Source organism: Anaerotignum propionicum DSM 1682 (genome assembly GCF_001561955.1).
GTDB lineage: Bacteria > Bacillota > Clostridia > Lachnospirales > Anaerotignaceae > Chakrabartyella > Chakrabartyella propionicum.
Genome location: NZ_CP014223.1, coordinates 100,251 through 115,674 on the forward strand (window position 1 = coordinate 100,251; position 15,424 = coordinate 115,674).

The 15,424-nt window shown below is 40.9% G+C and carries 15 protein-coding genes; 5 read left to right on the plus strand and 10 right to left on the minus strand.

Annotation, left to right across the window (positions count from 1 at the left end; genetic code table 11):
* Window positions 1–106: 106 nt before the first annotated feature.
* The 5 genes from CPRO_RS00445 (at window position 107) to spoIIR (ending at window position 5,841) form a co-directional block, all read left to right on the plus strand.
* Window positions 107–1,327: a TolC family protein gene (locus CPRO_RS00445; protein ID WP_066046633.1), complete on the plus strand. Its 1,221-nt coding sequence runs from the start codon at window positions 107–109 to the stop codon at window positions 1,325–1,327.
* Between the two features lie 133 nt (window positions 1,328–1,460).
* On the plus strand, window positions 1,461–2,933 hold the full coding sequence (locus CPRO_RS00450; protein ID WP_066046635.1) for a spore germination protein: 1,473 nt from the start codon (window positions 1,461–1,463) through the stop codon (window positions 2,931–2,933).
* Between the two features lie 3 nt (window positions 2,934–2,936).
* Window positions 2,937–4,040, plus strand: coding sequence for a GerAB/ArcD/ProY family transporter (locus CPRO_RS00455; RefSeq protein ID WP_066046637.1), 1,104 nt, complete (start codon window positions 2,937–2,939; stop codon window positions 4,038–4,040).
* On the plus strand, window positions 4,033–5,100 hold the full coding sequence (locus tag CPRO_RS00460) for a Ger(x)C family spore germination protein (protein WP_066046640.1): 1,068 nt from the start codon (window positions 4,033–4,035) through the stop codon (window positions 5,098–5,100). The genes CPRO_RS00455 and CPRO_RS00460 overlap by 8 nt, the downstream gene beginning before the upstream one ends.
* Before the next feature lie 57 nt (window positions 5,101–5,157).
* Window positions 5,158–5,841, plus strand: a complete 684-nt coding sequence (spoIIR, locus tag CPRO_RS00465) for a stage II sporulation protein R (protein ID WP_066046642.1) — start codon at window positions 5,158–5,160, stop codon at window positions 5,839–5,841.
* Window positions 5,842–6,068: 227 nt separating this feature from the next.
* On the opposite strand, the gene CPRO_RS00470 is transcribed toward spoIIR, so the two are convergent.
* The 10 genes from CPRO_RS00470 to CPRO_RS00515 all read right to left on the minus strand — a co-directional run bounded on the left by CPRO_RS00470 (window position 6,069) and on the right by CPRO_RS00515 (window position 15,297).
* Window positions 6,069–6,380, minus strand: a complete 312-nt coding sequence (locus tag CPRO_RS00470) for a DUF1294 domain-containing protein (protein WP_082754164.1) — start codon at window positions 6,378–6,380, stop codon at window positions 6,069–6,071.
* 4 nt (window positions 6,381–6,384) lie between these two features.
* Window positions 6,385–6,780, minus strand: a complete 396-nt coding sequence (locus tag CPRO_RS00475) for a methylglyoxal synthase (RefSeq protein ID WP_066046645.1) — start codon at window positions 6,778–6,780, stop codon at window positions 6,385–6,387.
* Window positions 6,777–7,925 carry a rod shape-determining protein RodA gene (rodA, locus tag CPRO_RS00480; RefSeq protein ID WP_066046646.1) on the minus strand — a complete coding sequence of 383 codons (1,149 nt, stop codon included), beginning with the start codon at window positions 7,923–7,925 and terminating at the stop codon, window positions 6,777–6,779. Before rodA ends, CPRO_RS00475 begins: the two co-directional genes overlap by 4 nt.
* Before the next feature lie 102 nt (window positions 7,926–8,027).
* Window positions 8,028–8,312, minus strand: a complete 285-nt coding sequence (gene minE / locus CPRO_RS00485) for a cell division topological specificity factor MinE (RefSeq protein WP_066046648.1) — start codon at window positions 8,310–8,312, stop codon at window positions 8,028–8,030.
* A gap of 33 nt (window positions 8,313–8,345) precedes the next feature.
* Window positions 8,346–9,143: a septum site-determining protein MinD gene (gene minD / locus CPRO_RS00490; protein ID WP_066046650.1), complete on the minus strand. Its 798-nt coding sequence runs from the start codon at window positions 9,141–9,143 to the stop codon at window positions 8,346–8,348.
* 143 nt (window positions 9,144–9,286) lie between these two features.
* A complete protein-coding gene (gene minC / locus CPRO_RS00495; protein WP_066046652.1) occupies window positions 9,287–9,919 on the minus strand; it encodes a septum site-determining protein MinC in 633 nt (210 codons plus the stop codon).
* 14 nt (window positions 9,920–9,933) lie between these two features.
* A complete protein-coding gene (locus CPRO_RS00500; RefSeq protein ID WP_066046654.1) occupies window positions 9,934–12,771 on the minus strand; it encodes a penicillin-binding transpeptidase domain-containing protein in 2,838 nt (945 codons plus the stop codon).
* A 96-nt stretch (window positions 12,772–12,867) separates the two neighbouring features.
* Window positions 12,868–13,380 (minus strand): rod shape-determining protein MreD, encoded by a 513-nt coding sequence (gene mreD / locus CPRO_RS00505; RefSeq protein ID WP_066046656.1) that lies wholly within the window; start codon window positions 13,378–13,380, stop codon window positions 12,868–12,870.
* Window positions 13,377–14,222, minus strand: a complete 846-nt coding sequence (gene mreC, locus CPRO_RS00510) for a rod shape-determining protein MreC (RefSeq protein WP_066046657.1) — start codon at window positions 14,220–14,222, stop codon at window positions 13,377–13,379. Before mreC ends, mreD begins: the two co-directional genes overlap by 4 nt.
* Before the next feature lie 46 nt (window positions 14,223–14,268).
* Window positions 14,269–15,297, minus strand: a complete 1,029-nt coding sequence (locus tag CPRO_RS00515) for a rod shape-determining protein (protein ID WP_066046659.1) — start codon at window positions 15,295–15,297, stop codon at window positions 14,269–14,271.
* Window positions 15,298–15,424 lie beyond the last annotated feature (127 nt).

The window sequence follows — 15,424 nt, forward strand, 5'->3', positions numbered from 1 at the left end:
TACGTAAGAAATGATTAAGATATCCTTAATTCGCTGGCATTTTCGTAAAAATATGATATAATTGGTTTTATTATAAAAGTAAATGAACCTTTAAGGAGGAAATACCATGAAAAAAATAATCGGGAACCCCAGAGGTGCTGTGGCACTGGCTCTGGTGGTAACTCTTTTTGGTACCACTGCATATGCCGCAGAAGTAGCCCCTACAACACAAACTGTTGCGACTCAAGGAGAACAAGCTATTCCTGTTTTAACTTTCGAGGAAGCATTGAAAAAGGTAAAAAACAATAGTAAAGACTTAGTTAATTTGCAGAAACAAAGTGATTTTCTTCAGGAAACCAAAGAGGATATCTGGGACGCAGTAGGTACTTTTTCTACGCCTACCTATGAATATCAGAAATGGGTGGATAGTGGGGTGCATCAGTATACTTCAGCTATTTATTCAACAAATAGTGGTATGACAAAAAATAAATATCAAACACAATCTGTTAACTTAGCTATGGAGTCAACTTTGAAAGGTACATTTTCCACGATTGTAGAGACTGAAGAGACTCTGAAATTAATGAAAGAAACCTTGGCGATTAGCAAAACCATTTATGAGCAAGGGCAAACTAAAAATAACTTGGGCATGCTTAGCAAATTTGAATTAAATAAACTCAAAGCAACCTATGATGCAAATAAAACAAAGGTTTATCAGTTGGAAAAGAACTTGGAACAAAGCTACATTAACTTGAATAATTTGATGGGTGAGTCACCTGATAAACAGTATACATTGGATTATAATGTAGAGTTCGAGCCTTATGTTCTGCAAGGTACGATTGAGTTATATATCAATGCTGCGATGAAAAACGACATGGATATTTTGGTGGCGGCACAGGCCGTTGAGGATGCTAAATTTAACAAAAATTTTGTATCAGAAAACACATTGAATACTACCAATAAAGAGAATAAGCTTACCTATGAAGTTGCACAAAGAGCATATAAAAAGGCAAAAGAAGATAAAGATATTGCTATCCGCAATGCATATATTCAATTGCAGCAATCAGAAGCAAATTATAATCAGTTAAAAGCTGATTTGGAACAGGCAAAGGCTACTTTAAAAACTGCTGAAGTAAATTATAGAATCGGAAATACAACAAAGCTTACATTGGATCAAGCTCAATTAGCAGTTACCAAAGAAGAGTTTGCTTTGAAGAGTTTTGCAAGAAGTTATGATATGCAAGTATTTGCATTCAAAAATACAAGCTTAATTTCAGGGGGAAGTGCAGCCGGTAGCGGAAGCGCGAAAACCAGTGGAAGTGCAAGTAGTGATAATGATGAAGGTAAATAAAGAAATGAAGAAAACGTCCATGAAAATATGGGCGTTTTTTTATTTTCTTAAAGTAGGAGAAAAGATGACCATCGTTTAGGTATAGTTTCGAATCTTTTTGGAAAAATAAGCAAAAGGAAAGGCGGTGGAATTTATGCAGATTTCAAAAAATCTGTCGGAAAATATGATTGCCATCAAGGAGGCCTTCCGCGACTGCGGTGACGTTGTAATGCGGGAGTTTGTTGTTGGCAGTGGAAAATCCAGAATATTTATGATTTACACAGATAATATTGTAGATAGCCACACAATACATGATTTCATTATGACCAATTTAATGAGTCGCTATAAGGAGTGTAATGAAAGCGGCTTGCTAGACGCATTTATGGATGATATTATTGCCGTAGGCGAAGTAGGCAAAATTAATGAGATTCAGCAGGCGTTGGACGCAGTTTTGTTGGGGGATACAGTACTTTTTATGGATGGAAATGCTTTTGCCCTTCAAGTTTCCACAAAAGGCTTTCCTTCCCGTGGTGTAAACCAAGCCCAGACGGAAGTGGTTGTGCTGGGGCCAAAGGATGCTTTTTTGGAGGTAATGGCAACAAATATCGTTTTAATTCGCCGTCGAATTCGGGATAATAGGCTTAAGCTAAAGCGAAAAAAAATCGGTACACGAAGCAAAACAGACGTTGCGATGATGTACATGGAGGATTTGGTGCGACCAAAAACTCTGGAGATTGTGGAAAAACAATTGGATACTATGAATTTAGACGCAATTTTGGATAGTGGTTATGTGGTACAACTTCTGGAGAAGCGTTGGGCATCGCCCTTTCCTCAATTACAGATGACAGAAAGACCTGATAAAGCTGCCTCGGCATTATTGGAGGGCAGGGTGGTATTGGTCATTGATAATACACCCGTTGTTGTGATGCTTCCTGTCACCCTAAATGTCTTTTTTCAGGCGGCAGAGGATTATTACGACCGCTGGCAGATTATGAGCTTTATTCGGGCCATACGCTATGTAGCGGCGGTGGTTGCCATCTCTCTACCGGGGCTTTATATTGCTTTATCGGTGTACCATCCGGAATTGATACCCACTGCCTTAGCAATAAAAATTGCGGCAACTAGGCAGAATATACCCTTTTCTGTAGTTGGGGAGGTAATTATTATGGAGTTGGCATTTGAGCTTTTGCGAGAGGCGGGCATTCGATTGCCTTCTCCTGTAAGTTCCACCATTGGTATTGTGGGCGGTATTATTATTGGGTCTGCAGCGGTAGAGGCGGGGATAGTCAGCCCCACGGTTGTGATTATTTCCGCCCTCACGGGGATTTGCTCTTTTGTAATTCCCAATATAGCTCTAGTTTCCGGATTGCGGCTCAGTAAGTATGTAACCATATTTTTATCGGCGATTTTTGGTTTATTTGGACTTTGGATTGCTTTGTTACTGATTTTGGCTCATTTATGCAGTCTGTCCTCCTACGGAATTCCATTTATGTATCCCTTTTGCTCAGCATCAGTCAATGATGACATAGATTGGGAGGATACCATCTTACGTTTGCCATTACAAAAAATGAAACGGAGGCCTATCTTCACAAGACCATCAGCCAGGGGGCGGAAAGGGAGATCATAATTCATGTTTGCAGAAAATTATAAGATTTCAGTACGGCAGCTAGAGATATTGTTGCTGTTGTATTATTTTGGAACGACAGTTTTATTTCTGCCCAGTGATGCGGCGGTAGTGGCGGGAAACGCCTGCTGGATTGTTACAATTATATGGGGCGTTTTATCTTCGGTTTTAGCAGTATTTTTGGTATATTGCGGAGAAAGACATCCCTCATATACGGCGGTGGAGTGGTATAAACACTCCTTTGGACGGGTCATTGGTAAGGCTTTGGCCTTTGGGCTTGGAGGAAAGCTGATTTTTGACGCAGCAATGGAGTTGCGCTTGTTCTGTGACGTGGTATCTTCCTCTATGCTTCCAAGAACGCCCCAGTGGCTGCTAATTGCCGTAACACTATTTTTGTGCTGTTTGGCAGCCTCCTATGGGGTAGAATGCACCGCCAGGGTGGGTGAGATATTATTTTTCTTAGTATTTATTCCTCTTATATTTGTGTTGATTTTTGTGGCAATTTCAACAGGCTACAATCGTATATTACCCATACAATTTCCTGATTTCAAAGAAATGAAAGAAAGTATGCCATCCTTTGCCCCTTTGTTGCAAGGGTTTATCGTATTTTTTTTCATTTTTCCAAGCCTCGAAAAAAGGAGACATATGAAAAGGCGAATTTGGCTAACTTGTATGTTTGCCACAGCAGTGATAACCGTTTTGGTATTTCTATCTCTTGCAGTTTATGGAACAGAGGTTTTGGCTGAAAAGCTTATGCCTACCCTACAAATGATGGAAAGAGTAAGCTTTTCCGGCATCTTTTTAGGACGTCAGGATTTATTTCTAATCTGGCTATGGATGGTTACTACGTTTTTGTATGTGTCAGGGACGATATTCTTTGGCATCGAGCTTTTCAATCGATTATTTCGAACAAAAAAGATAACACGTAATCGTTGGCTTATTTTACTGGTACCGCTACTGTTTATTGTGGCGTTACTACCCCAAGATATGGCTAGTGCTTATTGGCTGAGGGCAGGTGTGGCACCTTGGCTGAGTGGTATTTTTTTCATACTTCTACCGTTTTTAATGCTTTTAATAGATGTAATCAAAGGGAGGGGTAAACATGAATAAATGGAAGTGGATTCTAATTACAGTGTTGCCCCTTTTTATTACTACGGGCTGTTGGGATAAAAGAGACCCTGAGGATCGAGAATATATGATAACCATGGGGGTAGATAAGGAAGAAGCAGGATATACCATTTCCTTCGCACCTGCAAAGACGGAGGATCGAGAACCTGAAAAAATGGTATGCCGAGGAAAAACCTTAGCTGATGCCATTGCCTTTAATGACAGCCGAAACTCACGCAAAACAGAGTTGGGACAATTAAAAATGATTGTTTTTGGGAAAAGCATTTTAGAGGATAAAATAATGCTGAAATCTTTATTGGAGGAGCTAAAGCGCAGTCAAGATATTTCCAAAAAAGTGACGGTACTGGGAACGGAAGCCACGGCAGAGGCGTGTATAGATGCTATGCTGAAGCAGGATGATGGAACGGGCCTTTACCTTTGGGAATTTTTTAAAAATACCGCAAAGGAAGTTGGTGTGACAAAAGGTTTGGATATGGACACCTTTTTTACGGAGCTAAAAGAGCGTAAAGGTTCTTGTGTTCTGCCAAGAATTAAGCCTGAGGAAAAGGGGCTGTATTTGGGCGGTGGCGTTGCTTTGAGCGATACAAAGCTGCTTACGTTTTTGGATGACAAAGAGGAGCAGGGTTACTTGCTTTTGTTAGGAGAGGCCGAGGGTGCGGTTTTAGATGCCCAGTCAGATGGCAAAATAATTCCATTGAGAATTGCCCGCAGTCATGTAAAATATGATTTTAATATCCAGCAGAATGGAACAACCACCTGTAACATTCATTTGCGATTATATGGAGAGCTTTTGGGAAATACCAACACAGATGCTTTTAGCGAAGAAGGCTCCAAGAAAATGGAGAAACTTTTCAACGAAATTATAAAATCTGAGGTAGAAAAAACCCTAGAAGTCGGCAAAGAGTATAACACATCAGAATTTCTTGGTTTGGCAGTGCGTTTACGTCGAGAAAATCCCCAGTATTCAGGCGATTTTTGGAAGGATGTAACAATTACCATTGAGCCGGAGATGAAAATTCGAGATACTGGAAGAATACGTTGATTAAAATATGTAAAAAATGGTAATCATCCTTTTAACGAAGAAAAAAAGGGTGAGGGTATGGAGAGAATATATCAATTTCGAAAAATAGTGAAGGAGCTTTGGCAAAAAGAGAGGTGGTACTGGTGTGCCGCTGTTGTGATAGGTGTTTGTTTTAGTGCGGCATTTGGTGCCCATTGGACGAAGGGCTATTCCCAAATGATTCAGGGGGGAATCTCTGCTAAGGTTGTACGTTTTCATGTGCTGGCCAATAGTGACTCCGATGAGGATCAGGCTCTAAAATTAAAGGTAAGGGATCAGGTATTAAAGGAGTATGGCGAACTTTTATCCACTTGTGAAAGTAAGGAAGAAACTTTAGCTGCTTTGAGTGCTGCCAAGGAAGAAATCTGTAAGACAGCACAAAAAGAAGTCATTGCACAGGGTTATAATTATCCGGTAAGGGTATCGTTGGTACGGGAAGAGTTTCCTTTTAAACGCTACGATGAGTTGATTTTTCCGGCGGGTGTATATGATGCCTTACGCATCGAAATTGGTGAGGCAGAAGGCCGTAATTGGTGGTGTGTACTCTATCCGCAAATGTGCTATGTTGATGCCTCTTGGGGTTTTTCCACAGGGGAAAGTCACCAAAGATTGAAAAACACATTAACTGACGAGGAGTTTTTGGTTGTTTCTGCTATGGAGCAGGAAAAGATAACCCCTAAAATTAAATTCAAAGTTGTGGAATGGTGGCAAGAGCGAGAGTAAGTTTTATTTGATTTTGTGATTCCCTTACAAAATAAAGCCCCTAACAAGCCTTATTGAGTGAAATGGTTTGTTAAGGGGTAAGAAACTGCTTTTAAATAGATATAAAACCAAATAAAATAAGCGGATATACTGATATAAAAAAGTATATCCGCTTTTATTTTGCGATAACGGAATTCTATTAGAACCCTTTCTCTATGAACCGATTTAAAAGAGCATATGGCAAATCTTTAGCCAAAGGTAACCACAAATTTCCCCATAATGAAGAAGATTACAAGGATATGCAGTATTGCCATTAGGGTAAAAACAAAGACAAAGTCCATGTGGCGTGTTTTATGACGCTTGAACATCATAGCCAGCAAACCCCCAAGACCGCCACCTAAGATTGCCATGAGATAAAAATTCTTTTCCGGAACTCTACGCTTATGATTGATGGCAGCTTTTTTATCAAAAGCCATGGTCCCATAGATAATGAGGTTTATCAAAAGATAATAGCCCATCAGTATGGCAAAGACCGTGCCATTAAAATGCATCTCATTCATAAAGTTATCTCACCACGTTTCTCCAATCCAAATCGCCTCTATCCAATGCCAATAAGAGCACTTCTGCGGTTGCCAAATTTGTGGCAACAGGGATATTATGCATATCACACAGACGGAAGATGGAGTTGATTTCAGATTCATAGTCCTGTGGAGAAACAGGATCTCTTAAAAATATCATAACATCGATATCGTTATTTACTATTTGCGCACCCATCTGCTGCTGTCCGCCTAAACGGCTGGAGAGATACTTATGCACAACCAAATTTGCGGCCTCCTCAACAAGACGACCGGTGGTGCCTGTTGCATAAATGTCGTGTCTACAAAGAATATGCCTGTAGGCAATACAAAGATTTTCCATCAATTTCTTTTTATTATCATGGGCGATCAAACCGATGTTCATAACAATCCTCCCTCAAACAATGATTTTGTTTCTTTTTTTCTTATGTTTAAAACCAACCCGACAGCAATCATATTCGTCCACATGGAGCTTCCGCCGTAGCTGACAAATGGCAGGGACATACCTGTATTCGGCAAAATACCAAGGGCAACACCGGCGTTTACAAAGGTTTGAAATGCAAACATTCCGGCGATTCCCGCCACCACTAACTGACTAAATAAATTTCTGGATGATATTGCTATTACTATACAACGAAATACAATAAAAAGCAAGACTCCCAAAACAAATATACAGCCGATAAAACCAAATTCTTCACCAATGACAGAAAAAATAAAGTCATTATGGGGCTCGGGCAGATAGCTTAATTGGTTCAGTGTTCCGTTGAAAAGTCCCTGTCCTGTAAACTGCCCGGAGCCAATGGCACTAATGGATTTTTCCGTCTGATAGTAAAGACTTGCGTCTCTTTTGGGATCTACGAAAGAGAGAACACGGTTAAACTGATGAGGCTCAAATATTTTATCCATAATCAGCGGATGTTCTCTGGCGACATCCCATAAGATGAATACAATAATGGGCACTGTAAGAATGGCCACATTTCGTATAAAGGTATAGCTAAGCCCTGCCACGAATAGCTGGATACAAAAAATTGCAATGAGTACCATACTTGCAGAAAGGGCAGGCTGCTTTTGGATTAATACAATGGGAATCATGATATATGCGAAAAGGAATCCCAAAAAAGGCAGGCTGTTTATCTTATTGTAATTCAATTTAATCATTTGCGCCATACAAATAATCATCATTATTTTGGCAAATTCTGAGGGTTGTATGGTCAAGGGGCCAATGGCAATCCATCTTACTGCACCCTTTGCACCTGTGCCTAATAAAAGTACAGCCAAAAGCAAAAGCAGATTGAAGCAATAAATTGGGATATGAAACTGTGCAAAGTATTCATAGTCAACATTTGCCGCAATGAGCATCAATACAATACCAATAATAAAAAATGCAGCTTGCTTTATTACAAAGGTAGTGCTTTCCCCCAGGTTTACGTGGGTTGCACTGGATATTGCAATCAAACCAAACAATGTTAGAATTGTAATGGCACCCAGAAGGGGTAAATCAAAATTTTGAATATATTTTCTCCATTCCATGAATCAAATTCCTCCAACCGGGAATAGCCCCGTATTGCTGAAACAAGGAAAGCCGAGGGAATAGGAGGAACGTTGCACTCCTTTCTCGGCTTGCTTGTATTTTTAATCCTGCATTTTGCGCATGCTTTTAATGGGAATATTTGCATACAGAACAGGAACGGTTCCGTTATTTTCTTCAGATTGGGTCTGTGTAATCTGGATATCCAGTTCTTCTTCGTCAATTTCCATATAGTTGGAAATCACCTTTATAATGTCTGTTTTCAACATTTCAAGAACCTGAGAGGAGCAGTTTACCCTATCGTGAACCAGAACAAGTTTCAATCTATCTTTTGCAACGCTGCCGGAAGGCGGTGCGTTTTTCTTTTTAAAGAAGCTAAAGAAATCCATGGGGACACATCCTTTCGTTTGGATAGTAAGATTTTAATGGCGGAAAAGGCCTTTGAGCTTTTCCAAAAAGCTTACGGGCTGTTCTTCAAAGGTCATAATGGGAACTTCTTGACCTAAGATTCTTTGAACAATATTCCTATAAGCTTGTCCCGCTTTGGATTCCGGATTGGAAACCGCAGGTTCTCCTTTGTTTGTGGCAATGACAATTGCTTCGTCATCGGGCACAACCCCAAGAATATCAACAGCCAAAATCTCGGTAACATCCTCGATATTCATCATATCGCCTCTTTGTACCAAATCAATGCGCAAACGGTTGAGAATGAGCATTGGATTATTCAAACCATTTGCCTCTAACAGACCAATGATACGATCCGCATCGCGCACAGCAGAAACCTCCGGTGTGGTTACCACAACAGCTCTGTCTGCACCGGCAATTGCATTTTTGAAACCTTGCTCAATGCCCGCGGGGCAGTCGATGATAACAAAATCAAAGCCTTCCTCCTTTAAGCTTTCGCAAAGCTTTTGCATTTGCTCGGGAGAAACGGCATCTTTATCTCTTGTTTGGGCTGCCGGCAAAAGAAAAAGTCCATCATAACGCTTGTCCTTAATCAATGCTTGCTTTAGGCGACAGTTCCCCTCAACAACATCCACTAAGTCATAAACAATTCTATTTTCTAAGCCCATAACAACATCCAGGTTGCGCAGACCAATATCAGCATCAACTAATGCAACTTTTTTACCTAATACCGCTAAACCGCAGCCAAGGTTTGCGCTTGTAGTTGTTTTTCCTACACCGCCCTTACCACTGGTGATTACGATTACTTCACTCATCTATGTTCCTCCTAATCCAGAAGTCAAATTTTCTTTCTCCCAAAATATTTACGATAGGGAGCTTCGTATATATTACTATATTAACAAAAACTAGCAAGATTTGCATCCATTTTTTTTAGTAAAAACAGAAAAGATTTCCTATTTTACGACAGCGCCATGACGAAAATTTGCCCTTCTTGTACAAATGCGTATTCTGGAGACTTAATTCCTCGTTTATTCTCATCAGGGAATCGGGTAATGATATCGCCAATTCTCAATTGGACGGGTGCCATATAGACAGCGGCGATAAATGCATCAGACATTCCTTGGCATCCTGCGTGTGCCATTCCCTTTAATTGACCCAAAACGATTATGTTTCCTGTAGCTTTCAGCTCTGCACCTGGGTTTACGTCACCTATAATGACAACACTTCCGTCAAAATCAATTCTTTGACCATTTCGCAAAGAGCCTTTATGAAATTTTGTTAAATTGTGGGGTGACATTTCCTTTTCCAATAAATTGGTTAAATGCAAAAGCTCGTTATTTTCTGTTTTCAAAAATGTAATTTCCATTGTTGTATGCTCTGTTATGATACGTAGCAGTTGCTGCTCCTCCTCATCAGAGAAGGTGCGGCCTTTAAATGCCAGAGAGGTTTTCACGTTGTCAAAAAATTTACCTGCCTCTTGAACCTTTTTATCTAATTGTTCGCAAAGAACTTCAAACGGTGCATCATCGTGAAAAAGTACGGTTACCCCGTCTTTCGTTCCTTTAAATATTACATAGTTTTCTAAATTCATAATACCCTCCTGTATCATTGTGTCATAACAGTCTGTAAATTGGTATTTTCGGGAGTATAATCTAACCCTAGATATTTTGTAACAATTGCCTTAACAACCTCCGGTGCCGGTGTACCACTGCCTTCACCAAAGGGGATTAAAACGGTAATGGCGATTTGAGGGTCTTCGTAAGGGGCAAAGCAAACCAACCAAGTATGGGAACTTCTGGTTTTATCCTCCTCGGCGGTTCCTGATTTTACGGCAACCTTTACAGGGAAATCGCTAAAAGAGTGGCGCAGAGTACCTCTGGGACCCGATGCAACCAGATTCATGCCTTGATAAACCTTTTTCAGGTTTGCATCTTGAAAATTCTTCACATTTTCAGCGATTTCATCCGTTTTATAATACAAAGAGCCATCAGGATTCTGCAATTGATTGATCATATGCAAACGGTACAAGGTTCCTCCGTTGGCAAGGGTTGAAACATACTTTGTGATCTGCGCAGGGGTATAGCTGTTTACCGATTGCCCAATGGCTGCACGGATGGTATCACCATCTGTCCAGCGGGTTTGGCTTGTGGTTGCATCGGGGTTAAAGGTTTTTACGATGCGCTCCTTGTAGTAAGGTGAAGCCATTGTAGGGGCATATTCGTCTAATTCTAAGCCTGTCAAGGAGTTCAAACCGAATGCTGCCATATATTCATTTAAAGTAGTAATACCTGCCTCTGTTGTGCCATCTTTTGCATTGCCCATACGGAAGGCAACTTCGTAGAAAAAGTAGTTACAGGATACTTCCAGAGCGGATGCTACGTCCAAAAGGCCATGGGTTCCTCCGTTGTTGCTGTAAAGCCAGCAACGAGCGTAAGGTGTTCCGGCGTCCTTAAAGATACCTCCATCTCGAATATGTGTATTGGGGGTGATTACTCCTGTTTCCAATGCCGCTAAGGCTGTTACCATTTTAAAGGTAGAGCCGGGGGCCTTTTTCTGCTTTAACGGACGATTTACCAAAGGGGTATTTCCGTCCTGCAAAAGGTCGTTATAGTAGGAATTATTGAAGTTGTTTACTAACTCGTTGTTATCATAGGAAGGATAGGATACGCTAGCTAAAACCTCACCAGTGCCTACCCTGGTCACAAAAACAGCACCTGTACAAGGATCCAAGGCTGTATCTGCAGGACTAAATTCACCGCTGTTTAATTTATTCAATACCATGGTTAAGGGAGAAATATGTCCGTTTTGAAGGGCGGATTTTTCTTCCTCTGTGGCAGTTAAAGTGCCTTGTTCAATGGCCACCAGAAGTGCCTCTCTTGCAGAGAAAGTGCCTCGAGCTACGCTATCCAGCAAATAGGCCTGCACTCTGGAGATGGCGTCTTCATCCTCCTTGGAGAAATCGGGGTTTGCTGCCATAAAACGGTCAAAGACCTGTTTTTGCACGCCATCAGTAGAGCGCATAAGCTTTGCGGCTGAAATATGATTTGCCTTAATCATAGCAATATACATATCGATGATGGAAACGGAATTTTTGCCTGAGTGGGTCAGGTTGCCGATGATGGATTTGCGTAACTGCGCCTCTAATGTATCGTAAGCGACTTTTTGCAGCTCACTATCCAACGTTAAAAAGATATCCTTGCCCGGAGTGGGGTCGGTAGAATCAATCATGCTCATTCTGCGCCCTTGGTTATCCACTTCTATGGAGACCTTACCATCGGTACCGTTTAGCTGACGTTCATAAAGCTTCTCCATGCCCGTTTGACCTACGATATCCGTCTGCGTATAAATGGGGTTTCCATCTGCGTCTAAATCATTTTTATACAATGCATAATCGGCTTCCGTCATTTGGCGGATATAACCTAAAATATGAGCGAAGTACGGCCCATTGGTATACTCTCGCAAGGAGACGGTATCCACAAGAACATTGGGGAAAATATCTTGATTTTCTTCCACATAAGCCAAGGTTTTTTCACTGATATTTGTAGCAACAGTAACGGATTTATACTGCTGATACCGTTGCAAGTACAGAGAATAGCGGATGCCCAAGGTGTCTCTTACAATATCCGTAGGTAAGCCTTCCGGCAGTCCGAAGTAATCCCGCAGGTAGTCAAGCGTTTGAAGCGAGTCGTAGCGAAGCTCTTCATCCTTCATACCCATACTTTCTTTCCAGTTATCTTCTCTGGTTTGATTTTCGTTAAACTGTAACGTATAGGGATATTCCCTTGCTAAAGGAAGTTCGTCAGAAGGGGTTTCACCGTTTTCTGCTAATTTCAATGCCAAGGTTAAAGCCATGATGTTTTTGTCACTTAAAGAAATACAGTATGAGACATATGCTCTTTTCTGCGCCACTGTGTAGGCAGCAGGAGCATGATATTTTTCAAATAAAAAATTAAGGACTGCGCCGGCGTCATCATCCTTTATTGTATCGGGAAGTTTTTGAGATTCCTTCCAGGATTTCTCTGCTTTTTTCTGTTCCCGTTCCGTGCCTTCAAAGATAAAGCTGTATGGCGCAGAGGAGGAGATTGGCAACGTATCAAAGGGAGTGGCTCCCTTTTCCCACAATTTCTTAGTTAGCTCAAGAATCAAATTTTCTTTATAAGCTGTCAAATCAAGGGTGATACTATCGTCAATTTGAACGGAATATGCCACGGTATTGGTTGCCAAAGGCCTGCCGTAGCGGTCGTAAATATTTCCTCTAGGGGCAGGGACATTTACGGTTTTGGATACGCTGGCAGTAATGGAAGCATCATATTCCTCTCCATGGATGATTTGCAAAGAGAATAAACGCAATAACAATATGAAAAAAAGCAAAAAAATTCCGCAGAGTAATACGAAAATTCTGCTTTTACATAGTTCACGAAAATGGTCTAAATAATGTCTCATCGGTTCCTCCTATTGAAACAGACGATTGTTCAGGAATTATTTATCGTTGGTGTATAATACACCGAAGAGAGGTATCCTGTTTCAAGATTTTTATGCCTAGAATAGGCGGTATCTGTACTTTTCTTTCAGCTCCAACCACTCGTTGATGCCAAATAAAACCCGATAAATGGGCACTGTAACAATTGCGTTGTAAACAATGGTAGGAAGAAAAACTTTTAGTATAAAAAATAAAAGATTTCCGTCCTTTCTTAATATCAGTTCTGTGGAAAAGTGAATAAATTCATACGCCCCCGCAGCAATGGTGCAAAAAATAATGGGCAGGAGATAGTTCTCTCTATAGAAGTTCTTTTGGCTTTTTCCAATAAAATAGCTAATCCCGAGAAATAAAAGGAAGTAGTAACCTTTGGTTGTACCAAAAAAAATATCAAAGAGCAGCCCTGTACAGATGCCTGTGATACAGCCCTCTTTACTGCCCCGCAAAAGGGCGTAAGAAACAACAATAATCAATGCGGTATTGGGAAAGATTCCCTGAATGGCAAGATGTTGAAATAGAGTTGTCTGCAATATGAAATTAATCAATATCGTAAGGGCTGTAACAAGGATTCTCAAGGGTTTTCCTCCGTTGTATTTTTATCAATGACTAAAAGGGTGCCCAAATGCTTTAAATCCACAAAGGGTTCGATGATTGCATACTTTGTCAAACCATTGGCGTCGGTTTCAATTTTTGTTACTTTGCCAATGGAGAGCCCCTCGGGATAAACCTCGGAAAGCTGTGAAGTTACAATCTCATCCCCCACTGCAATTTGGGCTTCGCCGTCGATATATTCCATTTTACATAGACCGTTGTTCATCAGGGTGTAATCACCTTTTACAACGCCTAAATCGCCGGTACGCAGGCTCATAGCAGGCACGGCACTTCTACTGTCTAATATAGATTGGGCTTTGGAATAATTTTTCCCACTTTCCAAAATTTTACCAACCACGCCACCGGGAGCAATGAGGATCATATTTGCTGATACACCATCTGTTGTGCCCTTGTCAGTGGTAAAAGTGTTATACCAAACACCGGGATTTTTTGCAATAATCTTTGTTCCTGTGCTTTTGTAGTCAGGATATTTCTGAGCAATCTTCAGCAAAGCGGATAATCGTATGTTTTCTTTTTCATACTGCTCTAAACGCTTGCTTTCATCCTGTAGTTTTGCCAAATCTTTTTTTAACTGAGCATTTTCCTCTAAAAGAGCGGTTTTATCTTTCGCAGAGTCTGAAGTGCTTTCCACCCAATTTCCGATACCCGTTGTGATATCCTGAAAGGGCGTAACAACAAAGCCAACAACGCTTTCCAGCAAAGTGGCATTCATGTTCTTTCCGCCTGCAAATAATGCAATGACAGTTATTATGATGATAAAACCAGCAATAATTTTCTTTTTATGTTCTTCCCAAAATTGAATCAAAGTGAAACGCTCCTTCAAGGCTAGGGGATACCCTCATATTTTTGGATTAAAAGAGTGCTTTTCTGGGAGAGATCAGCACGGATTTCAATTTGTCAATGTGCTCCAAAACAAGACCTGTACCCATTGCAACACAATTAAGTGGTTCATTGGCAATATGAACGGGCATTCCGGTTTCGGAAGAAATTAATCTATCCAGTCCTCTCAGTAGGGCGCCGCCTCCTGTTAAGGTGATTCCCAATTCCATAATATCAGCAGCCAATTCTGGCGGGGTTGCTTCCAGTGTTTGCTTTATGGTCTCTATAACGGAGTTAACCGGTTCGGTTAATGCTTCACGAATGTGAATAGAGGTAATTTCAATGGTTTTTGGCAAACCGCTGATTAAATCCCGACCGCGAATTTCCATTAATTCTTCTTTTTCCAAAGGATAGGCAGAACCGATGGTGATTTTGATTTCCTCCGCTGTACGGTCACCAATGGCTAGGTTAAATTCTCTTTTAATAAAGTTGACAATGGCATTGTCCAAGGCGTCTCCGGCTACCCGCAAGGAAGTGCTGGTAACGATACCGCCAAGGGAAATTACGGCTACCTCGCTTGTACCACCGCCGATGTCAACAACCATACTGCCGGTGGGGTCAGCAATGGGAAGCCCTGCACCGATGGATGCAGCCATGGGTTCTTCAATCAAATAAGTATCTTTATCCTTAGAGCCTGCGGCAATGGCAGCCTCTAATACGGCTCTCTTTTCCACTTCTGTAACACCGGAAGGCACGCAAATAACAATGCGTGGTCTTGGACCAAACATGGAGCGAACGTATGCTTTATTGATAAAATAGCGCAACATTGCCTGCGTTACATCAAAATCTGCAATGACACCATCCTTCATGGGGCGAATGGCAACAATATTGCCAGGAGTACGGCCGATCATATCTTTTGCCTCATTTCCAACGGCAAGAACCTCTTTTGTTTGTGTGTTGATGGCAACAACAGAAGGTTCATTTACAATGATGCCTTTTTCTTTCATATATACCAGTGTATTAGCGGTACCCAAGTCGATACCCATATCCTTAGAAAACATTTTTAAAGCCCCTTTCCTATAAGAGAACCTGTTTAAATACAGATTTCATTGTTGGCATAAGTAATATTTCTATAAAAAGCCTTATATTCTATCATAACTCTTTTTATCAATCTTTTCAATAAAAATT